Origin of the sequence: Pseudovibrio denitrificans JCM 12308, assembly GCF_001310815.1 — a bacterium.
In the GTDB taxonomy this organism is placed as follows: Bacteria; Pseudomonadota; Alphaproteobacteria; order Rhizobiales; family Stappiaceae; genus Pseudovibrio; species Pseudovibrio denitrificans.
The window spans coordinates 48,179-70,420 of sequence record NZ_BAZK01000016.1 but is presented as its reverse complement, the minus strand read 5'-3'; the positions used below and the strand labels follow the sequence as shown (position 1 = coordinate 70,420).

Genomic DNA, 22,242 nt, shown 5'->3' with positions numbered 1-22,242 from the left:
ACCAACCCAGAGAACTCAAGCGTGGAACACCTTTCAAGCACGTCGCTCCAGTATTTTCTGGAGCGTTTTGGACATTTAAACGGGGCCGTATTGCGCAGCGCCCTGTTCACTTCAGGAAAAGCAGAAGGCCCCGGCGCTGTAACGCTGGAGTTTGCCGCCCACGACTGCCAGCGCCCGGCCGCAGCTCCGCAAGATTCGCTCAGCACATTGCGGATCAAGGTGGAAGAGAGCGTCGAGTTCAATCTGAACGAACCAAGCGACTGCTCCAACACCGTCATCAAACACCCCATTGTCGGCATGTTTATGCAGGACAAGTTCTTCCTCAATTTCGATCCAGTGAACTCAAAGGACTGGACCATTGAGGAATGGGACAAGGACCAGATGCGCAGCTCTGTGTTTTATGTGGCTGGCGCACGGATTTCATGGGAGACTGACGAGTAGTTCATGCTAAAGCCCTGTCCACGAGAAAGCTGCAATTGATCGGAGCTCTGACTTCATGGCGACTGAGGCCACCACACCTCTCAAAGCACTCTGCCGGGACTGCTCACACAGATTCCGCGCAGACCTGACGCGATGCCCCAAATGCGGCAGCCCGCGCATCCTCGCCCATGCAGAACTGGACACCCTCGAAATCGCCCACATCGACTGTGATGCATTCTACGCCTCTGTCGAAAAGCGCGAGAACCCTGAACTGGCAGACCGACCTGTCATCGTTGGCGGTGGTCAACGGGGTGTCGTCTCCGCCGCCTGCTACATCGCCCGCATCTACGGCGTCCGCTCCGCCATGCCTATGTTCAAGGCACGAGAGCTTTGTCCGGACGCAGTCGTCATCAAACCGCGCATGGACCTCTACTCACAGGTCGGCAGGCAAATCCGCGAAGAGATGGAAAAGCTCACCCCCCTGGTAGAGCCGCTTTCCATCGACGAAGCTTTCCTCGACCTGTCCGGCACACAAAAACTCCACGGCGCGACACCTGCAGAACTGCTCGTACAGTTCGCGATTAAGATCCAGAAAGAGCTGAGACTGTCCGTCTCAGTGGGCCTTGCGCCCAACAAGTTTCTCGCCAAGATCGCCTCAGACCTCGACAAACCCCGCGGCTTCTCAGTGATTGGAGACGAGGAGAAGAAGGAGTTTCTGGCCAAGCAACCAACCAGCGTCATTTGGGGCGTTGGCAAAGTGTTTCAAGCCAAACTGGAACGGGATGGCATCAGAACGATCGGCCAACTCCAGCAAAAAGACCCGACCGACCTCGCCCGCAAATACGGCGCCATGGGCCTGCGTCTGGCAAAGCTGTGCCAGGGCGAAGACGATCGGAACGTCTCCTCTAACCGCGGCGCCAAAAGCATCAGCGGAGAGACTACGTTCAACACCGACATCTCAGACGTTACTCAGCTCTCCAAGAGCCTGTGGGCCCTGACAGAGAAAGTCTCTTACCGCACAAAAAAAGCGGAGAAATCCGGCAGATCCGTCACACTCAAACTCAAAACAGCGGATTTCAAAACCATCACCCGCTCCCGCATGCTGCATGACCCAACACAGCTGGCCGACAAAATCTTCCGCACAGCAGACGACCTGCTCCATAACGTTGCCGACGGTAAGTTGCGCTTCCGTCTCATTGGTGTCGGGATTGGAGATCTGGGCCCTGCCGATCAGGCCGACCCGGAAGACCTGCTGGATGAACAAGCAGGGAAACGCGCCAAAGCTGAACGCGCCATGGATGCTTTACGCGGAAAATTCAAAGACAGCTCAGTCGTCTCCCTTGGCAGATCCATCAAAACGCCGGACAAGAGATAGCCTCAGCGCAGCTGCTCTTTTTTGAGCCTGCCATCAAACGGCACACTCACCTCTTCTTCCAAAGCAACAGAACTACCGCAAGTGCTTGCAGGTATCATCGGCTTCAGCTCAAGTTCAACCAGAGCCCCTTCCAACTCAAACACCCCGTAGTTCAGGTTCATGCTTCTGGAGACGCCGTTCTCGTGCAAAACCGTATGCATTTGATAGTCAGGCGCCCGCTCACCACGCACACCATCACTCAGGTTGAAATAAGCAATGGAAACCGGCCACGCATCAGCGGTGCCTAACGCTTTGGGCAGTGAAATCTGATCAGACCGCTGATCCAGTGGATCAGCCAGCTTACGCCCCACGACAGTGGTCGCCTCAAACAACTGCTCCCCGGTCACACTGCCGTCATACAGCTTGGAAACCATGAAGTGCTTTCCGAGAGTAGCACCATCGATCACACTGTGGAGGTGTTGCAGAGGGAACATGATAGACCCATCAAAGCTCAGCGACTTACCGTCCGGGCCACCCAGATCCACATCCACTTTTGAGCTTTGATGCTCTGCTGTACCTTGGGCTTGCTCCGCCAGAAAATCACCAATGAACGTCTGATAAGTAAAGGAGAGCTGAGAGTTATCCGGCGCTTCGAAGTAGGAACTGCGAAGATCGGTGACCGTTTCCTCCCCTTCCTCATCAATGCTCATCACCACAAACCGCAGATCCACATTAAAGCCGTCACAAACCGAGCCGGAAAGCTCATAGACCATACGCCCGTTCACATCAGCGATATCCGCACCACTCTGGGCACTGGAAAGCCTCATATCATAAACGGCGCGGTGAGGTTGGAGGTCGGCAGCATTGCCAATGGAGGGAGTAAGAAGGAAGCAGAGGGAGAGAGAAGACCCAGCAATTGCGGGAAGAGCAAGCCTTCCCGATCCGTGTCCGAAGCGTAGTTTCAGCATAAAACCTCCGATCATGTCGGAACAAAAGACACGTGGGCATGCCTCTCTTCCATTCCCAAAGAGTGCATAAACGCCGGTACCAACGCAAACATTCCGCCAAGGAAATCAGAGCTAGGGTAAATCTTTCAAATTGGATACACGTTTCCCACGTAGACAACGCTCCATGCACCCTTGCAACTCTGGTGATTCTAATGTGAGTCTGCGCATCACTTTGCAAACCACGGCTTCGTGAAGAGATAAACTCTTGAGTTTTCGTGGAATTGCATCACTTATTGCAAAAGAACATTCCGAACCGGAGGGAAAGCCGAATGTCTGACACAATCCAGCAAAACCTAGAAAAGCTTAGCGTCACACTGCCGGAAGCTGCTGCTCCTGCTGCCAATTACGTGCCTTTCGTAAAAACCGGAAACCAGCTTTTCATCTCTGGCCAGCTGCCAATGCAGGATGGCAAGATCGCAAAAGTTGGCAAGGTTGGCGCGGATCTGAGCATCGAAGATGGTGTGGAAGCTGCACGCCTTTGCGCTATCAATCTGCTGGCACAGGCAAAAGCGGCAACCGGCGACCTGTCCAAAGTCGTCCGCCTCGTCAAAATCGTTGGCTTCGTCAACTCCAACGGCGACTTCGGTGATCAACCTAAAGTCATCAACGGCGCATCTGATTTCATGGTTGCAGCCATGGGTGATGCTGGCCGTCACGCACGCTCCGCTGTCAGCGCTGGCTCCTTGCCTTTCAACGCTGCCGTTGAGATCGAAGCAATTTTCGAAATTGCCGACTAATCCCATTCTGTCCGCAGAACACATCTCCTTTTATTGAAGAAGCAGTTTCGAAAATCCATGCAAGATCTTTCCTGGCTCACCGCCCGTCCGATCGCTCACCGCGGCTTCCATAACAAAGAAGCAGGCATTCTTGAAAACACTCCGTCCGCAGTCAAAGCTGCTGTAGAGAACAACTTCGCCATTGAAGTTGATCTACAAGAGACCAAGGACGGTCAGGTCATCGTGTTCCACGACCCAAACCTTGAGCGCCTCACCCACGGCGAAGGCAACGTGATCGACTTCGATCTGGCTGACCTGCGCAAGCTGTCCATGCGTGGCTCCGACGATCCAATCTGGACCCTGCAGGAGCTGCTGGAGCTGGTTGACGGCAAAGTGCCACTGGTTATTGAAATCAAAACCCTGAACCTTCCAGAAGGTCAGGATGAGTTCATTAAAACCATTGCCAAAATCCTCAGCGATTATAAAGGCCCGGCAGCAATAAAATCCTTCGACCCGAAAATGCTTCGGACCATGAAGGACGTTGCACCGCAAATCCCACGCGGCTGCATCTCTATGACCACGTTGAGCGAAAATGATCATCTGAACCTGACAGAGCACGAGATCGAGAAGATCTCCTGGATGGTGCACATGGCTGGCACCGATCCGCATTTCGTTTCGTTCTTCGTAAAGGATTTGCCAGCAGACGGCCCAAGCTTCCTGCGTGAGTTCTATGGCCTGCCGGTGATGACATGGACAGTCAGAACCAAAGAAGACCGTCTCAATGCTGCCAAGCATGCTGACCAGATTGTTTTCGAAGGCTTCAATCCGGACAAAGAGCCCCTCTAGGATCTATCGATTTGTCAGTACCACCATCACCCGTTCTGAAAGCCCTCTCCTCTCTGGATGAGATCCCCAGCATGGATTGGGACGCACTGGCAAATCCCGGCACACCGCCGATCCTTTATGATCAACAGGATTGGATCGATTCACCTGAAACGACCCAATCCAACCCAAACCCGGAAACTGAATCAAACTCTCAAGTTTCTGAGTTTAACCCTATGCTTTCACATGCCTTTTTGCAGGCACTGGAAGAAAGTAAATGCGTTGGATGGGAAGCAGGGTGGATCCCCCAACATATCTGGTGGGAGCAAGATGGCAAACCCATCGCCGCGATCCCAACCTATGCCAAAAGCCATAGTCAGGGCGAGTACGTCTTCGATTATGCATGGGCTGACGCCTTCCATCGTGTAGGCGGAAACTACTACCCCAAACTGCAGTGTTCCATCCCGTTCACACCCGTTCCGGGTCGGCGACTCCTGATATCACCGGAAGCCAACCGCCCGGAGACCATCAAGATCCTCACGCAGGGCCTAAAGGAACTGACGGTCCGCATCGAAGGCTCCTCAGCTCATCTCACCTTCCTCACAGAACAGGAATGGACCGAGCTCGGCAAAGAAGGCTTCCTGTTGCGCACCGACCAACAGTTCCATTGGGAGAACAACGGCTACAGCAATTTTGCGCAGTTTCTGGAGGCACTCTCCTCCCGCAAACGCAAAAGCATCCGCAAAGAGCGTAAAACCGCGCTGGAGAACGATATAGAGGTCGAGTGGATCACCGGCTCTGATCTGACAGAAAGCCACTGGGACGCGTTCTATGAGTTCTATCTGGATACTGGCAGCCGCAAATGGGGTTCTCCCTACCTCAATCGCGAGTTCTTCTCACTGCTGGGGGAAAGGCTCTCTGATCACACCCTGTTGATCATGGCCAAACGCGAAGGCCGTTACATTGCGGGCGCACTCAACATGATCGGCGGCAACACGCTTTATGGCCGCAATTGGGGGTGTATCGAAAACCACCCCTGCCTGCACTTTGAGATCTGCTATTATCAGGCCATCGAGTTTGCCCTATCCCGCGGCCTGCAGCGGGTTGAGGCTGGCGCACAGGGCAGCCATAAACTGGCACGCGGCTACATGCCGAGCCTCACCTATTCTGCGCACTGGATTGCACACCCTTCTTTAAGGAATGCAGTCGCAGACTATCTGGAACAGGAACGTCAAGCCGTTCTGCACGAACAGAAAATCCTGTCGGAACACGGCCCGTTCCGCCAACAGGACAGCTAGAACTCACTTCAAGACATTAATTCAAGACTCTGAAGAGACTCATGAATCCCTCCAAACTTAAATCAGTTTCTTAAGTACGATCAGGTTCTCAACAACTCCACCCAAACCACACATTGATTCTCCAGTGATCTTGGTCAATGAATCGGATTAACTACCGGGAATGACCTGTGAGCCATTTCGCTTACAACGGATACACCGGTAAAATGATAGAGCGTATTCCCGAAAAGTGGCTCCGGTTTGCGGATAAGAATACGCGCTAAAGCAAAATTAGGAACATGGCGCGTGAATGCAAATGAACGCAAGCATGTTCCAATTCAGAGGATATCAAGATGACCAGCCCGTCCTACGATGACCAAAACATCTTCGCTAAGATCTTGCGCGGCGAACTGCCTTCCGAGAAGGTCTACGAAGACGAAAACACCATTGTTATCATGGATATCATGCCACGCGCAGATGGCCACGTGCTGGTTCTTCCTAAGAAGGGTTCCCGCAACATCCTTGATATCGAAGAAGCCGAACTGACCGCTGTTGCAAAAACAGCGCAGAAAATGGCACGCGTACTTAAGCAGGCATTCGATGCTGATGGCATCACCATTCACCAGTTCAACGAAGGCGCTGGCGGACAGATGGTGTTCCACACCCACTTCCACGTCATCCCACGCACCGAAGGCATCTCCCTGCGCCCACACACCGGCGAGATGGAAGACAGTGAAAAGCTCAAAGCAAACGCAGATAAAATCCGCGCAGCTGTTGCAGCTCATTCCTGATCATTTCACCTGAAACAACCTCGCGCATTCACACCAGATTGCGCGAGGAAATTTCGATTCACCTGAAATGACCACCTCCCCCCGACCAGCAAATTCGAATCTGATTTCAACGCACTAGCCCACACACTTGAATCAGATCCTTATGCCCCGCAAAAATTCGATTCACCTGAAACAATCAAACCGCTTCGATAGACACTTTCTCATTCAATGCCTTTTGCATGATCTTGTCGAAGCGTGAATCCATGCAGACACTCAGGTCCGTGGTGACAAATCTTCCACTCCAGTAAAGCGAGAAAATCGTGGCAGGCGTCGGTGCTGACTGTGCCTTCTCAAGCGTATCCAGATGAACGATCTTGAGCGGCAACCCACGTCGCTGAGCAGCCTCTTTCAGGTTCTGCGTCACGTGATGGTCCGTGAACGGACAGCGGTTGGAGTAGTAAGCAACCAGCCCCTCCCCGCTCAGCCCTGCACTCTTCTGAACATTCTCCGAGAATGAAGCAGAACCACCCGCATCACCAACGCCAAGTCGCAGCAGCTCAATCCCATCAGGAGAGCTGTCACAAACCTCAAAACCTTGCTGCTTGAACCATTTGCCATCTGAGAGGAAAGGCATCTTCTTAGCACCGGCAATCGTCACTAAACCATCAGCACCAGCTTGCTCAGCAGCCTCCACCGTCTTGGCGAGCAATGCCTTACCGTGCCCCTGCCCTTTGTACTTGCCGGAAACCCAGAAGCAGTTCACCAGCAAGTGCCGTGGAGCGACCACAGGCGCCCAGCCAGCCTCTGCAGGCCCGAACTCGATAAACACCTTTGCCCGCTCATCAAGCTTGATGAACTGATAGCCCGAGGCGAACTGCTGTCCCAGCCAATCCTTCTTCAACTGATAGCCTTGCGCGCATTTCTTGTCCGAAATCGCACAGCAGGTGTGTTCGTCACAAAGGTTGTGTTCGCCCAACGCAATATAGGTCATAGCAAGCCCCCAGCTCTCCTCTATAGATTAGAGAGGGAAATGAGACCCAGCAATGCGTGCGATCAAGCTTAGCAAGAATGGCTAAATCAAAAACGCCCAGCCACCGATCAGAACAAATTCAGCCGAGACAATCCCTGCCATTAACCGATCATTGAGCAGCTTGTAGCCAACCACCCCGCCAGCAACAGCTGCAAGGCGAAGCCAGATCGGCACATCACCCAGCACCCCGTCAGGGAACAGAACCAACCGCGCAATGATTCCTGCAATCAGCGCCGTCGCCACAGCCCGCACCCACGCAAACAGCAGACTGTCCTCCCGCAGTTTGCCAGAGGCAAACACACCAATCCAACGCCAGCACTCTGTCGCCAGAAAGCCTGCAACGAGGATCATCACATAAGGCCACCACCAGCTGCCGTAAATCTCACTCACAGCTCAGCCCTCCGCGTTGCGAACAACCACCCCACAAAGGCAACCGTGCCGCCCACAAAGCCCGTCAGCAGCAAATCCGCCCCGGGAAAGAAGTGATAAAAGATCGGCCCCAGAATGAGCCCCAGGATCAGCGCAGCCTTATCACCGCTGGTACGCGACGCCTGATACATGGAGAACATGAAGTAGATCGGTGTCAGCAAAACCAACCCAGCCGCAATTGGCCCTTCAAGAGCGGGAAGGACCATGTAAGACAACGCGGTTGAACACAGCACCACAAAATGCACCGTCGACCCAAAGCCCGCAAAGAATGGCAGACGCGCTGCACGCGGCAAGCTTGGCAGATTGCGCATGGCAAACACCCACGCGGTCACCGCCACAAAGTGAGAAACAAACAACATCTGCCATGTCTTCGTCCGCTTCTCATCCCGCAGAACAGGCATCAACGCCACCGTCATCGGCATCAGACGTACAGCGGAGAGCGCCACCGCAATCGCAGCGGGGATCAAACCCGCCCCGGCACTCATGGCGCCGGTCAAAACTACAATACTCGGCAAAGCCCACATCAGCAGGCTCATCAGCAACACTTCAACAAGCGTCAGCCCAACTTCGCGGGCCAGCGATGTGAAGCCAACAAAGGCCATCATCAAAATAAGTGTCGGGAGGCAAAACGCACCTTTAGCCCCTTGGCGGAACCAATAGGCACCTCCCTCAAATTCAGAAGGATCTTCTCCTTCATCAACATTCATCTCTGAACTGGTCATTTAAGAACTCGAAGACTCTCGAAAACAGGAGAGCTTGGGGGAAGCAGAACCGCAGCCTTATCAGCAGCAGGTAAGAGCCTACACAAGACTACGTAGACCCACCATACAAAAAAGCCGGAGCAAGTGCTCCGGCTTTTTCTCAAGTATCTTTGTCTTAATCCGCAATCGGAATACCCGGCACATCACCACGCTTGGTGGCATCCGCACCCCGGCCCGTTTTCGGAACAACGGACTTGCCTTTACCTTTGGCAGCAGGCTTCTTCTTGGCAGCCTTCGCCTTAGGTGTTGGACGGTCCTCAACGCTTTCCAGAAGCAGTCCTTCAAGATCTTCAGAAACGGAAACCTTCACAGTACCGCCCTTCTGAAGCTTGCCGAACAGAACCTCATCAGCCAATGGTTTCTTGATGTGCTCCTGAATGACACGGCCCAGCGGACGGGCACCCATCAACCTGTCGTAACCCTTTTCAGAGAGCCAGGCCACGGCTTCAGGTGTCAGTTCAAAGGTCACGTTACGCTCTGCAAGCTGAGCTTCCAGCTGCATAACGAACTTCTCGACCACACGATGGATAACATCGTTGTCCAGGTTCGCGAATGGAATGATCGCATCAAGACGGTTCCGGAACTCCGGAGTGAACATCTTGTTGATCGCTTCCATGTCATCGCCATCACGGTCAATGCGATTGAAGCCCATAGGAGCCTTCGCCAGATCAGCCGCACCAGCATTGGTGGTCATGATCAGGATCACATTGCGGAAGTCGACAGACTTACCATTGTGGTCAGTCAGCTTACCGTGGTCCATCACCTGCAACAGAATGTTGAACAGATCCGGATGGGCCTTCTCGATCTCATCCAGCAGCAGCACGCAGTGAGGATGCTGATCAACAGCGTCCGTCAACAAGCCACCCTGATCAAAGCCCACGTAACCCGGAGGCGCACCAATCAGGCGAGAGACCGTATGACGCTCCATGTACTCAGACATATCGAAGCGAACCAGCTCAACACCCAGCGTAGACGCCAACTGACGGGCAACCTCTGTCTTACCAACACCGGTCGGACCGGAGAACAGGTAAGAGCCGATTGGCTTATCAGGCTCGCGCAAACCGGCACGGGCCAGCTTGATGGACGCAGACAATGCTTCAATCGCAGGGTCCTGACCATAAACAACGCGCTTCAGACTATCCTTCAGGTTGGACAGCACTTCCGCATCATCCTTGGAAACGGACTTCGGCGGGATGCGAGCCATGGTCGCGATGGTTGCTTCGATTTCCTTCAGGCCAATGGTCTTGCGACGCTTACCTTCTGGCAGCAACATCTGCGATGCACCGGATTCATCAATCACATCAATCGCTTTATCCGGAAGCTTCCGGTCAGCAAGATAGCGGGAGGACAGCTCAACAGCCGCCTTGATCGCATCATTGGTGTACTTGATGTTATGGAAGTCCTCAAAGTATGGCTTCAGCCCTTTCAGGATTTCAATCGCATCCGGAATGGTAGGCTCGTTCACATCCACTTTCTGGAAGCGACGCACCAGCGCACGGTCCTTCTCGAAGAACTGGCGGTATTCTTTATATGTGGTGGAACCGATACAACGGATCGTGCCGGAAGCCAACGCAGGCTTCAGCAGGTTCGATGCATCCATCGCACCACCAGAGGTCGCACCCGCACCAATCACGGTGTGGATCTCGTCAATAAACATGATCGCGCCCGGATAATCTTCGATTTCCTTCACGACCTGCTTCAGACGTTCCTCAAAATCACCGCGGTAACGGGTACCCGCAAGCAGTGAGCCCATGTCCAGTGCGAAGATTGTTGCGCTCTTCAGCACCTCGGGCACATCACCGACAACAATGCGGCGTGCGAGACCTTCAGCAATTGCTGTTTTACCAACGCCCGGATCACCCACATAAAGCGGATTATTCTTGGCACGGCGGCACAGGATCTGAATGGTCCGCGAAATTTCCTTTTCACGACCGATCAGCGGATCGATCTTACCGGAAAATGCTTTGTCATTGAGGTTTTGACAATAAGCTTCAAGAGCTTCTGTTTTCCGTTTGGTTTGTTCAGATGAGCCTCCGGATGGAGGTTGTGGCATGCTCACATTTGGATCAGCGCCACTATCGGAATCTTCTTCAACACCACGCACCCGACGTGGCTCAGACAAGCCAGCCCGCTTGGCAATACCATGGGAGATATAATTGACAGCGTCGTACCGTGTCATTTCCTGCTCTTGCAGGAAGTAAGCAGCATGGCTTTCGCGCTCGGCAAAAATGGCAACAAGAACGTTAGCACCGGTCACTTCTTCACGTCCGGAAGATTGAACATGAATGACAGCACGCTGAATGACGCGCTGGAAACCGGCGGTTGGTTTTGAATCATCATCCCGTCAACAACGAGGTTCTCTAGTTCAGTATCAATATATTCGACAATGCTTTTTCGCAGTTGATCGAGGTCCACATTGCATGCACGCATCACCGCAGCAGCATCCTGATCATCAATCAATGAAAGCAGCAGATGCTCCAGGGTCGCATATTCCTGATGGCGCTCATTAGCAAACGCCAAAGCTTGATGGAGAGCTTTCTCCAGACTGCGAGAAAATGACGGCACAGGCGCCCCCTATTACTTTTTCTCCATTACACATTGCAACGGATGTTGGTGTTTTCGGGCGAAATCCATTACTTGTGTGACCTTTGTCTCGGCCACTTCATAGGTGAAGACTCCACACTCCCCTACGCCATGATGATGGACATGGAGCATGATCTGCGTTGCGCTCTCACGGTCCAAATGGAAGAACCGTTCCACCACGTGGATCACAAACTCCATCGGCGTATAATCATCGTTCAGCAGCAAAACTCGATACAAACTCGGCCTTTTTGTTTTTGGCTTCGGCTTGGTAACGGTTATCGTCCCGCCATCATCATCATTATCCAGGTCGAAATCGCTGCTCATTCGTTCTCTTTGTCCCTCCATGTATAACGCAGAGGACTTTATAGTATTTAAACGTACCCCCTGCGAATTCAAGGGATATGCATTTTCATAGGGCACACCAACAACTCCAGAAAAATCAAACAGTGTTTCACTTTCTGTTTCATTATATACTGGAAGCATAAGTTTATCTCCCCTGAGAACACTCATTGCCTGTCGCTGGTCTTTCATTCACACACTCACCGCAGCATCATCGCTGTCTGTTGTCTCTAGAGTATGAGGCTACCCACGCAAAGGCCAGCCTCAAACCTGTCTGCGCTCTTTCCTATTTCTACCGCTAATCCAAGGGATTGCAGGTATTTAGAAGCAGCGCGTATCTCTCATTGATTTTAGTACTGATTATTCCCTGAGCAAACTGCAAAAAGCAAACCATTAAGCTGAGAAAATGACCAGACTATCCGAAGGGTTAAACCCTGCTCCCAACGTAAGATGAACATCTCCGGCTCCTTGAGGGTACCGGCATTCATTCCGCAGCACTGAGCAAAGCTGAATCACAATGTTTTGAGGGGGCCTTGAAGAAGAGAGATAGGTTTTCTGAAAATGAAAACAACCGGAGCAATAAATTAAAGGCGCCCCAAAAACCAAAAAGCCCGAAGCGATGATCCGCCCCGGGCTTCATATTCGGTTATGCCAGTAGATTACTTGGCAGCTTTAGAGAGCATGTTCTCATATGGCTTATAAGCGTCTTTAGCGACTTCAGCGTACATTTCGCCGATCTTGGTCGCCTGACCAACCATGCTTTCGTAGCTCACCTTGCAAAATCTGCCTGAGCTTCCATAGCCTTATCGAGAGATTTCGCGCTGACCATTTTTTCAATCGCAGCACTGCTATCTTCCATAGACTTCTTGGAGTAGTCCGCAACCTCAGCAGAGATCGCCTGCATCCCCTTGGAAAAGGCACCGAAGCTCTGCATAGCTACGTCCATGTTATCTTTTCCAAGCTTCTGAATATTCTCAAATCCTGTGACCATGAAAATTCCCTCATCAATTGGGCGGCGCCGGTAATTCGATGATTAGGTTTTTGTCTCTTGGGGAGCAAACGCCACATTCCAAAACTTACGCAACGGATATTATGCGCTGCACAAAATTTGTCAACTCTTATTTTGCACTGCAATATTATGAAAAGACAGGGGCGTAGCCACAAACAAAAAACGGATAAAAACAAGATTTTTGCAATCTGCCTTTGCGCATTTACAGAATTGTAACCGTAATCGCATCATTCTGGGTATGACGCGAACGGGGGGAGCCACCTCTGCTGCATTTTTAGCGGCTGAGGCTTTCAGAACACACCTCCGCTAGCACTCAGCGATTTTTTTTAGTACAGAGCGCGTAACCGCCATTATTGCTCACGGGGCGAAAAGAACATGGGTCTGCGTAAATTTGGGCCATTTGGGCGCCTAAAAAAGGCATTTGGACAAGCTGTCGGCATCATTGCCGTTTCAGTAGCACTCGCTACAGCTCCATCCGTTGCCGAGGCTAATTCCAAATATGCTGGTATTGTCGTTGATGCAAAAACCGGAAAGGTTTTGTACGCCAACAACGCCAATGCACGGCGCTATCCGGCATCCACCACAAAGATCATGACACTTTACGTGCTCTTTGAAGAGTTGGAAGCAGGCCGCGTTTCGCTCAATACCAAAATGAAAGTGTCCCGCTACGCTGCAGGCCGCCCACCAACCAAGCTCGGCTTGAGAGTTGGCGGTTCTTTGCGCGTGAAGGATGCGATCTACGCCCTCATCACCAAGTCCGCAAACGATGCGTCGACTGTGATTGCAGAGCATATCTCAGGTTCTGAAAAAGCCTTTGGGCGCCGCATGACGCAGACCGCGCGCGCCATTGGTATGCGGAACACCACCTTCAGAAACCCACATGGGCTGCCAAATTCCAAGCAGGTCACTACAGCAGCTGACCTTGCTCTGCTGGGCCGCGCCATTCAGGATCGCTTCCCGAAGTATTATAAGTACTTCAACACCCGCTCCTACACTTACGCTGGCCGCCGCATGGGCAACCACAACAAGCTGCTGGGTCGTGTACGCGGCGTAGACGGCATCAAAACCGGCTACACAAATGCATCCGGCTTCAACCTCGTCACCAACGTAAAGCGCGACAATCGTCAGATCGTTGCCGTGGTTCTGGGTGGCCGCACCGGCAAAAGCGTGATGCGCAGATGGTAAAGTTGATCAACCAGTACCTGCCAAAAGCATCCCGTGGTCGTCGCACCGCACCTATGCTCTACGCAGGCACAACAACACGCTATCAATTCCCGAAGGTGGCACCAGCAATCCCTGTTGCAAAAGCAACTGGTCGCCCTGCACAGCAGCCAACTTTGCTGGCCTATGCCAACGCAAATGGCGCAACACCGAACTCGAAACCAACCGATCCGATCGCAAGAATGCTCGAAAGCCAGGCCTCAAGCCCAGCTCCGGCGCCGCGTAAGGAACTGGTTGCAAACTCTCTGGCCGCCCCTGCAGTTTCCGCATCTGCTAAACTGCAGCAGCCAGCCACAGCGCCTGCGCCATCTTCCGCTCCAATCGCGAGCAAGATCGCAAGCCTGAAGCCAGAGGACATCGACACATCTGGCTGGCACATTCAGATTTCTGCGACCGACAGCCAGGATAAAGCAATCCGCATCCTGGAAAGTGCGCGCGCTGCTGCAGGCTCTACCCTGAGCAACAAGCGCATTTACACTGAACCGGTCAAATCCAAGAAACAAACCCTGTACCGCGCGCGGTTCATCGGGTTTGAAACCAAAACAGCAGCCTGGGACGCTTGCGCCAAACTCAAGAAGGCCAAGTACTCCTGCTATGCCGTCTATCAGTAACTAGTATCAGTCACGGTGAGTCTAATGTCTGTTGAGAAGCCTATCCTTCGCCTCGTTGAGTTTGGAAGCCAGGAAAGCAGAACCTCCACTATCGGGGTGCAATCGTTTAATCAGTCGGCGGTGAGCGGCGCGGATGTCGTCCACGGAGGCTCCCGGCGCAAGTCCAAGAACCTCGTAGGCCTCCTTCTCAGTCAGAGCGCTCGAGCCCGACGCGTCTCTCTGCCCCGCTGTGGAATCCGCCTGGAAGTCTACACGCCAGTTGGAGAGCCTGCTGTCGAGGTAAGCTTCGAGTAGGGCAACGCTGTCCCCATCCGGCTGCACTTCACGCCAAAGCTGCCTGAGATCCGCAACCTGCAGAGAACTCAGGGCATGGCCAGCAAATGTACCGGCGAGCACTTTGCCCTCCAGCTTCTTGCTGTCATGATCCAGCTCCATATGGAGAAACTTGGAAGAGATGGTGGAAGTCTGACCGGCGCTCTTTGAGGCGCCTCCCAGCCCACCAAGGGAAAAGCCCCCGGGAAACCGGAGGTTCTGCGCAGATCCCCATCCCAGAAGGGAGAGCGCAAAAACGGCAAGTGGCGCGGCCACCACGTATTTGCCGGTCACCGCGAGAAACGCACAGACCAGCAGCAAAAGACCGCCAATCAGTTTTTTCAAAGTATCTGCAAGCTTCGCAGGGTTGGACTGTGTCAGCCACTTTGCGAAGAAATAGAGGATGGCAAGCACCAATCCTCCTAAGACCAAATAGCCCATGTACTACCTGAGGTGTTCTATCAAGAATTGAGCACCTTTATGCCCCGATTGCTCAAGCCGCTCAAGGGCCTCCCTGCCCCCTGCGGAAAACGTGGCAATCGCAGCAAGCAATCCGCGCAGGCTCGCAGCCGATCCTTCATCGAAATTCAGATAGACGCCATTGCTCAACCGGGCGATTTCCCGATAGGCCCGTTCCGCCACAATGTCCTGTCCTTCCTGAAAGACGAACACCGGCACCCCAAGCATCCCAAGCTCTCCGGCCTTGTCACAAATCAGATCCGGATTTTCTTCCATACAGTCGCCGATATAAACCACCGCCTGAACCCGCTTCCTACGCGTTTCACTCAAAGCATGATCCAGCACTTTGCGAATCTGCGTCCGACCAGCCTGCACCCGGATCTTGCGCATCATCCGGCCAAGCTCTTTGGAGTTACTCACCCAGCGCGAAGACTTACACTCTCCGTAGCCCCGGAAAAACACCAGCTGCACATCCAGCGACCCAACACGCCCCGCTTCAATGAACATCTCCTCCTGCAGATGACAGGCCTGATCCCAGGTCGGCTGGCGACTCATTGTGGCGTCTAGAGCAAAGATCAAACGCCCTCTTTCGCTCCCCTCAGGCGCCGCAACGGCACCTTTGGCAGCCGCAAGAAAACTGGAAAGTTCGCTTTTGTCTTCCGCATGCTTATTCAGAAATCCGGTCTTTTTGGAAAGCTTGTCTGACATAGGCACACCTGTGTTCGCTTCACATAAGGTTATGAAGGCATATTATTCCAACAACTTAACAAATCTTGGGACAGATTATTTAATTCGCTCGCTAAAGACCAATACCCACTATTGGTGCAGTGAGAATAATCACAAAATCTGCTAAAACTGGTTATATCAGTTTCTGCTTGCAATTGGGTTCAACAGTTTCTGGGCAAACCCATTACCAACAACAGATAAGAACAGCTGCAAAGCCAAGAAATAACGGGATGTGTTCCCACATGGAGACGCCTATGAGAAATCTCCCAGACGTATACCGCGGTGTAGACGACCTGCGGGCTGCACTATTACCTCTGAGACGAGAAGGCAAAACAATCGCTCTGGTTCCAACCATGGGGGCTCTGCACGCAGGTCACCTGTCACTGGTCGAAAAGGCCCGGGAACTGGCAGACATCGTGATTGTTTCAATCTTTGTGAATCCTAAACAGTTCGCGCCGGGCGAAGATTTCGAAAGCTATCCAAGAACGGAAGCCTCCGATCTTCAGAAACTGGCGGAACATAATGTGTTTGGCGTCTTTGCTCCAAACGCAAAAGAAATGTATCCAAACGGCTTTGCCACATCCATTCAGATTGAAGGCCCGGCTCTGGGACTGGAAACAGATCACCGCCCGCATTTCTTCAACGGCGTAGCAACCGTGGTCGCCAAGCTTCTGCTGGCTGTCCTGCCAGATGTAGCTGTCTTCGGTGAAAAAGATTACCAGCAGCTGCGCGTCATCAAGCAGCTGGCAAGAGATCTGCACCTGCCGACTCAGATCGTTGGGGCACCTACCGTACGTGAAGACGACGGCCTCGCCATGTCCTCGCGCAACGAGTATCTGGATGACAAGGAACGCGAAACCGCGATCACCATCTCCCAGACGCTGACCACTGCACGCAACGCGCTTCACAACGGCGAAAACTGGATTGAAGTACGCAAGAAGGCTCTGGCGGTTCTGAAGCTTTCAGGCTTTGCCACAGACTACTTCGAGCTGCGCCACGCAAAACACTTGGGCACCCCGGTCGACGCCAAAGGCTCCCGCATCTTGGTCGCCGCCAAAGTCGGCGAAACCCGCCTGATCGATAATATCGAAGTTTAAAATTGCTTTCCGGGCAAGTGAACGCATTTGCCCGGAAGCCCACCCACTCTGAAACCTCCCAGCAGCTCTGCTAGAAATACCCGACATAGCTGAGATAAGCGCCCGTTGCGGTAAAGGCAGCACCAGTGGCAAGAACGCCCGTCTTCCCCATTTGCTGCGATTTTGTCATGTAATCAGGAATGACAATAAGGCTTGCCCCCTTCAGCGCAGCAGCGGCACCAACCAGAGTTACGAGTGCACCAGCCACGCTGGACACTGTGAAATGATTGGCAAGCACAACCATTCCAACCACAAAATGCACAGCACCGGATAAGTTGAGCAGAATCGGATTTGCATCTGATTGGGCAGCAATCATCCGCTGGTAAAAGCTGCTGGAAACAAAGAAACCAAGACCTGTCACGAAAAGATATGGCCCGGCAATCGACGCAATAAGCTCGGTCACAGCATGATCCCCCAGACAGACTACCGCCTGAAGAGTTTATCTCATCCAGCAATCACAGATGCAATCCGCAAAAGGGGAACGATTAAATCAGACAGAGTTCCTGCAGCTCGCGGCGCATCGCCTCTGGCATTTCGGCAAGTTGATCGCTGTCGAGCATAGGTCCGGTCACATCCGGCGGAGCATCTGACGCTTTCAGATAGCGCCAGCCCTGAAACGCACGACGTGGCTGGAGCTGCGTCTGATGTAGATACGGCTCCATCACAAGATCACAGCGCTTCTTGCCGGAATCATCTTTATGAACACGGATGTCGATCAGTTTCTGGCGGACCTGAACATTGCCTTTGATCACCCAGTACAGCGAACCACCATCCAGCAGCTCATCAATACGAGTCGGCACCATACGGGTCGTATGGATCTGCTCATCACTCAAACCGTGGGACAGCGCCAGAATCTGTCGCTGTTCAATGTAATTCCGCAGCTGGTCAACGCTTTCCACGCCAACACAGAGTTTCACCAGATGTAACGTCATAGCGCTCAAATAGCAGGTCACTCAGCCGATTGCCAGAGATAGCACAGCGCATACCTAACGCATTGCACAAACATATCGGTGATCACCACCTGCACATTCGCAATTGACTCGATAGAACGATCATTCTACCAATTTAGCATGACTGATCTGGAACACTCAATCTGCACGAAGCTGGAAGGCGTTTTTGCGGCCCGTGGCTTCACCGCACCCGGCGTTGCCGAACTGCGCAAAGGCGCTGATGTGAGCCTGCGCACGCTCTACAAATACTTCCCTTCTAAAGAAGACATGATCATCGGCGCGCTGGAAGTCCGCCACCGCCGATACCTGTCCCTGCTGACGGAAGCTGCAGAGACCGCACCACAGGACCGCCTCACAGCCATCCTCAGCACCATTGAACACTGGATGCAAACCAACGCCCCGCATGGCTGCATGGACAGAGCAGCGCTCTCAGCCTATCCGGAGAGCGAGCAGGTCTCTCAATGCGTCACCAGACACAAGCAAGAGACGCAGGATCAACTGGCAGCCTTATTGGGGCTTCAGCACAAAGCAGGAGAGCTTTTCCTTATCCACGAAGGCGCCGTCTCCACCTATCCCCTCAACGGCTCTGAGGTCTTCAGCTGGGCCAAGTCCGCAATTCTATCACTCACACAGGAGACCGCATCATGAGCCAGCTCCCCACCACCATGACCGCAGTCACACTCAATGGCCACGGCGGCCCGGAGATGCTGGAGCTGCGAACCGATCTCCCTCTCCCCAAGTTCGGACCTGAAGACGTGCTGGTGCAGGTTCTGGCAGCAGGCGTGAACAACACAGACATCAATACCCGCAAGGCGTGGTACTCAAAACAGGAGAGTGATGCAGAAGACGCCAGCTGGGCCGGGCAACCTCTCCACTTCCCCCGCATTCAAGGCGCCGACGTCTGTGGCCGGGTCATCGCTGTGGGGGAAAACGTCACTCAGGATCTGATCGGCCAACGCGTCCTTCTGGAACCCTGCCTGCAATACGCCCATGGCACCAAGCTGGAAGCACCGTGGTACTTGGGCTCAGAATGCGATGGAGGCTTTGCTGAATATGTTTCAGTCGATCACCACCACGTCTACCCAATCCAAAGCGCTCTGAGCGATCAGGAGCTCGCCTCGTTCCCCTGCTCCTACTCAACAGCAGAAAACATGCTCACCCGCGCCAATGTGCAATCCGGTGAACAGCTGCTCATCACAGGCGCCTCAGGCGGTGTCGGCTCTGCAGCAGTCCAGCTGGCCAAAGCACGCGGCGCCAACGTCGTCGCCGTCTCCTCCGCTTCCAAAGCCCCACTGCTGCTGGAGCTGGGCGCAGACCGTGTTCTGGATCGCAAGGACGACCTCACAGACAGCCTCGGAACCAACAGCATTGATGTGGTGATTGATCTGGTGGCCGGAGAGCAATGGCCGTCCTTCATGGAGGTACTCAAGCCCAAAGGCCGCTACACCGTTGCAGGCGCCATCGGCGGCCCACTGGTGGAGCTGGACGTCCGCACGCTCTATCTGAATGATCTGAGCTTCTTTGGCTGCACAATGCTGGAGCGCAAGTGTTCGGCAATCTCGTCAGCCATGTCGAAGCGGGCCGCATCAAACCACTGGTCTCACAAACCTTCCCCCTCTCTCAAATCAAAGAGGCACAGGAGGTGTTTGAGCAAAAGAAGCATCTTGGGAAGATCGTGCTGCAGGTCGCTAGCTAAGCCGCAAAAGCGAGCCAAACAAAAACTGCCCCAACGTACAGAGCGTGATCAGCAGCACAGTATCGATTTTTGATAGGGGGTAGGAACACTCAAAGAAAAAGGGATGCAGACGTCACATCTGCATCCCCGTCAAAATCCGCGTTTCAGGCAGTTGTCTTGGGATTAACTGCCGGCACCTGCAAATACGTAAAGCAGCGCCATAACGCCGCCGAGGGTTGCTACAGTCCACATAGTGAACCCCCAGCAGGACTTCTGAATTTCGTGATCCATAAAACACCGTTTAATGGTTGATAGATGCGCGCCGAGGAAACCTCGTCAGCACAGGGCGCACGGAATATTCCTTTTCCAATGAAAGCGCAACAGTAAAACGGCAAAATTTGGCTGGCCGCACCATCGCACCATGCTACGTAAAATTATCTACCTATTACCCAGTCAGATATACCTACCCAATAAAATCCCATAGCCCCAACAAGTTAGAGCTCTTTAGAACTGCTAAAATTATCGATAACCATAAAAAAATTCAGCCAAATTTTTTCGAGAAAAATTCGTTCAAAACTCGACTTTATTGAGAACCGGGTGCCGTATAGGACAACTCCAATTGTGTTTTTTGCGTACCTTGAGTCTGTTTTCGCTCGAAAATAGCTGGGCTCACACAGCTGCATGTGGCGCTCCGCCTCTAGCCCCTTCCCCCAAATCATGCCAAACATATAAAAACCCGCGCTCAAAACGCAGGCTGATTTCCGGACACAGGCTTAAAAACAGAAAGATCAATGCTTCAGATCCAGCTTTCCAACCTCATAGCCATCCTCTTTTTCGTCTTCTCATGGGGCTTGTACAGTTGGCTAGCCTATCGCAGCCCGTGGTCCAAACACACTCTCTCCCATGCCATGGACGCGCACCGCTACCGCTGGATGCGCGCTATGCTGAGACGGGAAGTCCGCATCGCAGACACCAACATCGCCTCCGGCCTGCAACAAGGCACCGCATTCTTCGCCTCTGCCTCCCTGCTCGCCATCGGTGGCACAGTCACGCTTTTAAGCGCCATGGATGAGGTCACGGCCCTCGCCCAGGCACTCAACTTGCCATTTTTGGACGATCCGCTTCAGAACGAAGCCAAGACGTTTGGCCTGATGGTAATCCTCGCCTACGCCTTCTTCAAGTTCGGCTGGGCATACCGCTTGTTCAACTACACCACCATCGTCATGGGCTCTATTCCCGACGATTGCCATGAGGATAATGAGGAAGCCGTAGATGCCTCCCTGCGCGCAGCACGGCTCGCAACCCTGGCGGGCCGCCACTTCAGCAGCGGCCAACAGGCGCTCTTCTTTGCTGTCGGATATCTGGGATGGTATGCAGGGCCGCTCATCTTTATCGGAACGACCCTGATGGTCACGCTGGTACTGCTGCGCCGTCAGTTCTTCTCAAAGGCAAGAAAAGCCGTATTGCCAGGTCCAAATGCACAGGATCTGGTCAATTCCGGCGCCTGATAAACCTTCACCGGTGTGGGGAAGCCCTTGAGCGGGTATGTCCCCACATAGGTATCTTCACAGCAGTTCAAAATTTCAGCCACGGACTGTGACACCAGCATTTCCTGATTAAGGCGCTTGGAAAGGTCTGCAATGCGCGCAGCCTCATTCACCACCGGACCAACAACCGTAAAGTCCAACCGCCTTTGACCACCCACATTGCCAAAGAACACGCGGCCTGAATGCACACCCATGCCCACATGGATGGCCGGCAGATCAGGAAACCCGCGCGCATTGGCGGCGGCCAGATCAGACATGCTCTCACGCAAGGCAGTCATGGCTTCAAACGCAGCAATCCTGGCGCTCTGTGCATCCGTATAAGGAAACACCGCCAGAACCTCATCACCAATAAACTTCAGAATCTCGCCGCCATGCTGCTCCACCCGTGAGGTGACAATGCCGAAATACTCATTCAGCAACTGCAGCAGCGCTGTGTCCGGCAGGTAATTGGAGAAGCCGGTGAAGTTGCGGATATCGCTGAAAGCCACCACCGCGTTGATATGCTCCCCATCACCCCGGCGGATCTCACCATTCATCACCCGCCGTCCGGCACGTGTGCAAGATAGGTGTTCAGAATGCTCTCAGAAGCCTGCCGCGAGTTGAACAGCTCACAGATCAGCGACAGCGGAGCGGAGATCTGATCAAACAGCGCCACATCTTCATCTTTAAAGCCATCCGGCGCACGGGAGGCAAACGCCAACCCATGCACTTCTCCATCTGAGAACGTCATGGGCACGGCCACATAGTCCGTGTATCCCTGATCCTTCAGCTCCTGAATGATCATCAGTTGATCAAACTCATCATGATGACCAAACTTATGCCGGATCGTTTGCCCGGTCTCAATGGATCGCTTCCAAAGGCTTTGGTTATAAGACTCGCTTGTATCAGGCGTGCGCTCAAAGTAACGCACCCGCGGGCCAACCCCACGTTCCCAGATCAAGCCCTCGCCGTGATAATTCGGATCCAGAATGGAGATACCGGTGGAGATCCGGTCCACCTCAATGCCCAGCGCCTGCAAATGCTCACCCAACACCGCAAAGATACGGCAGGGACGACCCAGCATTTTTGCGTCCTTGGAAAGCCACGCCATT

The 22,242-nt window shown here is 53.3% G+C and carries 23 protein-coding genes and 2 pseudogenes; 12 read left to right on the top strand and 13 right to left on the bottom strand.

Annotation, left to right across the window (positions count from 1 at the left end):
* The first annotated feature begins 21 nt into the window (after positions 1-21).
* Positions 22-441, top strand: a complete 420-nt coding sequence (locus tag JCM12308_RS19480; RefSeq protein WP_208978777.1) for a hypothetical protein — start codon at positions 22-24, stop codon at positions 439-441.
* A gap of 55 nt (positions 442-496) precedes the next feature.
* Positions 497-1,795, top strand: coding sequence for a DNA polymerase IV (locus JCM12308_RS19475; protein ID WP_054784801.1), 1,299 nt, complete (start codon positions 497-499; stop codon positions 1,793-1,795).
* A 2-nt stretch (positions 1,796-1,797) separates the two neighbouring features.
* Here the strand turns inward: JCM12308_RS19475 and JCM12308_RS19470 are convergent, their stop codons facing one another.
* Positions 1,798-2,742 (bottom strand): EipB family protein, encoded by a 945-nt coding sequence (locus JCM12308_RS19470; RefSeq protein WP_164845337.1) that lies wholly within the window; start codon positions 2,740-2,742, stop codon positions 1,798-1,800.
* Between the two features lie 308 nt (positions 2,743-3,050).
* Here JCM12308_RS19470 and JCM12308_RS19465 point away from each other — a divergent pair, with 308 nt between their 5' ends.
* From JCM12308_RS19465 to JCM12308_RS19450, 4 genes are all read left to right on the top strand, one after another.
* The gene (locus JCM12308_RS19465) at positions 3,051-3,518 is read left to right on the top strand and encodes a RidA family protein (RefSeq protein WP_054784800.1); all 468 of its coding nucleotides are present in this window, start codon (positions 3,051-3,053) and stop codon (positions 3,516-3,518) included.
* A gap of 57 nt (positions 3,519-3,575) precedes the next feature.
* Complete coding sequence (locus JCM12308_RS19460) at positions 3,576-4,343, top strand: glycerophosphodiester phosphodiesterase family protein (RefSeq protein ID WP_008552974.1); 768 nt, start codon at positions 3,576-3,578, stop codon at positions 4,341-4,343.
* Positions 4,344-4,414: 71 nt separating this feature from the next.
* The gene (locus JCM12308_RS19455; protein ID WP_054784799.1) at positions 4,415-5,617 is read left to right on the top strand and encodes a GNAT family N-acetyltransferase; all 1,203 of its coding nucleotides are present in this window, start codon (positions 4,415-4,417) and stop codon (positions 5,615-5,617) included.
* Positions 5,618-5,946: 329 nt separating this feature from the next.
* The gene (locus tag JCM12308_RS19450) at positions 5,947-6,384 is read left to right on the top strand and encodes an HIT family protein (protein ID WP_054784798.1); all 438 of its coding nucleotides are present in this window, start codon (positions 5,947-5,949) and stop codon (positions 6,382-6,384) included.
* Between the two features lie 175 nt (positions 6,385-6,559).
* On the opposite strand, the gene JCM12308_RS19445 is transcribed toward JCM12308_RS19450, so the two are convergent.
* From JCM12308_RS19445 to JCM12308_RS19420, 6 genes and pseudogenes are all read right to left on the bottom strand, one after another.
* On the bottom strand, positions 6,560-7,354 hold the full coding sequence (locus JCM12308_RS19445; protein WP_054784797.1) for a GNAT family N-acetyltransferase: 795 nt from the start codon (positions 7,352-7,354) through the stop codon (positions 6,560-6,562).
* Between the two features lie 81 nt (positions 7,355-7,435).
* Complete coding sequence (locus JCM12308_RS19440; RefSeq protein ID WP_014286251.1) at positions 7,436-7,783, bottom strand: AzlD domain-containing protein; 348 nt, start codon at positions 7,781-7,783, stop codon at positions 7,436-7,438.
* Complete coding sequence (locus tag JCM12308_RS19435; protein WP_014286252.1) at positions 7,780-8,544, bottom strand: AzlC family ABC transporter permease; 765 nt, start codon at positions 8,542-8,544, stop codon at positions 7,780-7,782. The genes JCM12308_RS19440 and JCM12308_RS19435 overlap by 4 nt, the downstream gene beginning before the upstream one ends.
* A gap of 154 nt (positions 8,545-8,698) precedes the next feature.
* A pseudogene (gene clpA, locus JCM12308_RS19430) lies at positions 8,699-11,148 on the bottom strand (ATP-dependent Clp protease ATP-binding subunit ClpA).
* 12 nt (positions 11,149-11,160) lie between these two features.
* Positions 11,161-11,490 carry an ATP-dependent Clp protease adapter ClpS gene (clpS, locus tag JCM12308_RS19425; RefSeq protein ID WP_008553008.1) on the bottom strand — a complete coding sequence of 110 codons (330 nt, stop codon included), beginning with the start codon at positions 11,488-11,490 and terminating at the stop codon, positions 11,161-11,163.
* 674 nt (positions 11,491-12,164) lie between these two features.
* A pseudogene (locus JCM12308_RS19420) lies at positions 12,165-12,496 on the bottom strand (phasin family protein).
* A 393-nt stretch (positions 12,497-12,889) separates the two neighbouring features.
* Here JCM12308_RS19420 and JCM12308_RS30550 point away from each other — a divergent pair.
* On the top strand, positions 12,890-13,699 hold the full coding sequence (locus JCM12308_RS30550; protein ID WP_208978776.1) for a D-alanyl-D-alanine carboxypeptidase family protein: 810 nt from the start codon (positions 12,890-12,892) through the stop codon (positions 13,697-13,699).
* Entirely contained in the window at positions 13,693-14,346 is a 654-nt protein-coding gene (locus JCM12308_RS30545) for an SPOR domain-containing protein (RefSeq protein WP_208978775.1), read from the top strand. The genes JCM12308_RS30550 and JCM12308_RS30545 overlap by 7 nt, the downstream gene beginning before the upstream one ends.
* Positions 14,347-14,367: 21 nt before the next feature.
* Here the strand turns inward: JCM12308_RS30545 and JCM12308_RS19410 are convergent, their stop codons facing one another.
* Together JCM12308_RS19410 and JCM12308_RS19405 are read right to left on the bottom strand one after the other, a co-directional pair.
* Positions 14,368-15,072, bottom strand: coding sequence for a DnaJ domain-containing protein (locus JCM12308_RS19410; protein WP_128647443.1), 705 nt, complete (start codon positions 15,070-15,072; stop codon positions 14,368-14,370).
* A gap of 30 nt (positions 15,073-15,102) precedes the next feature.
* The gene (locus tag JCM12308_RS19405) at positions 15,103-15,825 is read right to left on the bottom strand and encodes a vWA domain-containing protein (protein WP_054784796.1); all 723 of its coding nucleotides are present in this window, start codon (positions 15,823-15,825) and stop codon (positions 15,103-15,105) included.
* Positions 15,826-16,097: 272 nt separating this feature from the next.
* Between JCM12308_RS19405 and panC the strand changes: the two genes are divergently transcribed.
* Positions 16,098-16,940 carry a pantoate--beta-alanine ligase gene (gene panC / locus JCM12308_RS19400; protein WP_054784795.1) on the top strand — a complete coding sequence of 281 codons (843 nt, stop codon included), beginning with the start codon at positions 16,098-16,100 and terminating at the stop codon, positions 16,938-16,940.
* Between the two features lie 70 nt (positions 16,941-17,010).
* On the opposite strand, the gene JCM12308_RS19395 is transcribed toward panC, so the two are convergent.
* Together JCM12308_RS19395 and JCM12308_RS19390 are read right to left on the bottom strand one after the other, a co-directional pair.
* Entirely contained in the window at positions 17,011-17,382 is a 372-nt protein-coding gene (locus tag JCM12308_RS19395) for a hypothetical protein (protein WP_054784794.1), read from the bottom strand.
* Positions 17,383-17,464: 82 nt separating this feature from the next.
* Positions 17,465-17,911, bottom strand: a complete 447-nt coding sequence (locus JCM12308_RS19390; RefSeq protein ID WP_054784793.1) for a DUF1489 family protein — start codon at positions 17,909-17,911, stop codon at positions 17,465-17,467.
* Between the two features lie 138 nt (positions 17,912-18,049).
* Here JCM12308_RS19390 and JCM12308_RS19385 point away from each other — a divergent pair, with 138 nt between their 5' ends.
* The 3 genes from JCM12308_RS19385 to JCM12308_RS19370 all read left to right on the top strand — a co-directional run bounded on the left by JCM12308_RS19385 (position 18,050) and on the right by JCM12308_RS19370 (position 21,112).
* The gene (locus JCM12308_RS19385; protein WP_054784792.1) at positions 18,050-18,577 is read left to right on the top strand and encodes a TetR/AcrR family transcriptional regulator; all 528 of its coding nucleotides are present in this window, start codon (positions 18,050-18,052) and stop codon (positions 18,575-18,577) included.
* Positions 18,574-19,698, top strand: a complete 1,125-nt coding sequence (locus tag JCM12308_RS19380; RefSeq protein ID WP_444544401.1) for a zinc-binding dehydrogenase — start codon at positions 18,574-18,576, stop codon at positions 19,696-19,698. The genes JCM12308_RS19385 and JCM12308_RS19380 overlap by 4 nt, the downstream gene beginning before the upstream one ends.
* A gap of 697 nt (positions 19,699-20,395) precedes the next feature.
* Positions 20,396-21,112 carry a DUF599 domain-containing protein gene (locus JCM12308_RS19370; RefSeq protein ID WP_054784791.1) on the top strand — a complete coding sequence of 239 codons (717 nt, stop codon included), beginning with the start codon at positions 20,396-20,398 and terminating at the stop codon, positions 21,110-21,112.
* On the opposite strand, the gene JCM12308_RS19365 is transcribed toward JCM12308_RS19370, so the two are convergent.
* Both JCM12308_RS19365 and JCM12308_RS19360 read right to left on the bottom strand, forming a co-directional pair.
* A complete protein-coding gene (locus JCM12308_RS19365) occupies positions 21,037-21,687 on the bottom strand; it encodes an adenylate/guanylate cyclase domain-containing protein (protein ID WP_054784790.1) in 651 nt (216 codons plus the stop codon). The genes JCM12308_RS19370 and JCM12308_RS19365 overlap by 76 nt on opposite strands.
* Positions 21,687-22,214, bottom strand: a complete 528-nt coding sequence (locus JCM12308_RS19360) for a GAF domain-containing protein (RefSeq protein ID WP_164845336.1) — start codon at positions 22,212-22,214, stop codon at positions 21,687-21,689. The genes JCM12308_RS19365 and JCM12308_RS19360 overlap by 1 nt, the downstream gene beginning before the upstream one ends.
* Positions 22,215-22,242: the final 28 nt, after the last annotated feature.

What these genes read in the sequence shown, in the direction of transcription:
- JCM12308_RS19370 (WP_054784791.1), top strand. Translation starts at nt 20,396, where the DNA reads ATGCTTCAGATCCAGCTTTCCAACCTCATAGCCATCCTCTTTTTCGTC.
- JCM12308_RS19385 (WP_054784792.1), top strand. Translation starts at nt 18,050, where the DNA reads ATGACTGATCTGGAACACTCAATCTGCACGAAGCTGGAAGGCGTTTTT.
- JCM12308_RS19465 (WP_054784800.1), top strand. Translation starts at nt 3,051, where the DNA reads ATGTCTGACACAATCCAGCAAAACCTAGAAAAGCTTAGCGTCACACTG.
- JCM12308_RS19365 (WP_054784790.1), bottom strand. Translation starts at nt 21,687, where the DNA reads ATGAATGGTGAGATCCGCCGGGGTGATGGGGAGCATATCAACGCGGTG.
- JCM12308_RS19360 (WP_164845336.1), bottom strand. Translation starts at nt 22,214, where the DNA reads ATGCTGGGTCGTCCCTGCCGTATCTTTGCGGTGTTGGGTGAGCATTTG.
- JCM12308_RS19380 (WP_444544401.1), top strand. Translation starts at nt 18,574, where the DNA reads ATGAGCCAGCTCCCCACCACCATGACCGCAGTCACACTCAATGGCCAC.
- JCM12308_RS19460 (WP_008552974.1), top strand. Translation starts at nt 3,576, where the DNA reads ATGCAAGATCTTTCCTGGCTCACCGCCCGTCCGATCGCTCACCGCGGC.
- JCM12308_RS19435 (WP_014286252.1), bottom strand. Translation starts at nt 8,544, where the DNA reads ATGACCAGTTCAGAGATGAATGTTGATGAAGGAGAAGATCCTTCTGAA.
- panC (WP_054784795.1), top strand. Translation starts at nt 16,098, where the DNA reads ATGAGAAATCTCCCAGACGTATACCGCGGTGTAGACGACCTGCGGGCT.
- JCM12308_RS30545 (WP_208978775.1), top strand. Translation starts at nt 13,693, where the DNA reads ATGGTAAAGTTGATCAACCAGTACCTGCCAAAAGCATCCCGTGGTCGT.
- JCM12308_RS19455 (WP_054784799.1), top strand. Translation starts at nt 4,415, where the DNA reads ATGGATTGGGACGCACTGGCAAATCCCGGCACACCGCCGATCCTTTAT.
- JCM12308_RS30550 (WP_208978776.1), top strand. Translation starts at nt 12,890, where the DNA reads ATGGGTCTGCGTAAATTTGGGCCATTTGGGCGCCTAAAAAAGGCATTT.
- JCM12308_RS19445 (WP_054784797.1), bottom strand. Translation starts at nt 7,354, where the DNA reads ATGACCTATATTGCGTTGGGCGAACACAACCTTTGTGACGAACACACC.
- JCM12308_RS19470 (WP_164845337.1), bottom strand. Translation starts at nt 2,742, where the DNA reads ATGCTGAAACTACGCTTCGGACACGGATCGGGAAGGCTTGCTCTTCCC.
- clpS (WP_008553008.1), bottom strand. Translation starts at nt 11,490, where the DNA reads ATGAGCAGCGATTTCGACCTGGATAATGATGATGATGGCGGGACGATA.
- JCM12308_RS19390 (WP_054784793.1), bottom strand. Translation starts at nt 17,911, where the DNA reads ATGACGTTACATCTGGTGAAACTCTGTGTTGGCGTGGAAAGCGTTGAC.
- JCM12308_RS19450 (WP_054784798.1), top strand. Translation starts at nt 5,947, where the DNA reads ATGACCAGCCCGTCCTACGATGACCAAAACATCTTCGCTAAGATCTTG.
- JCM12308_RS19405 (WP_054784796.1), bottom strand. Translation starts at nt 15,825, where the DNA reads ATGTCAGACAAGCTTTCCAAAAAGACCGGATTTCTGAATAAGCATGCG.
- JCM12308_RS19475 (WP_054784801.1), top strand. Translation starts at nt 497, where the DNA reads ATGGCGACTGAGGCCACCACACCTCTCAAAGCACTCTGCCGGGACTGC.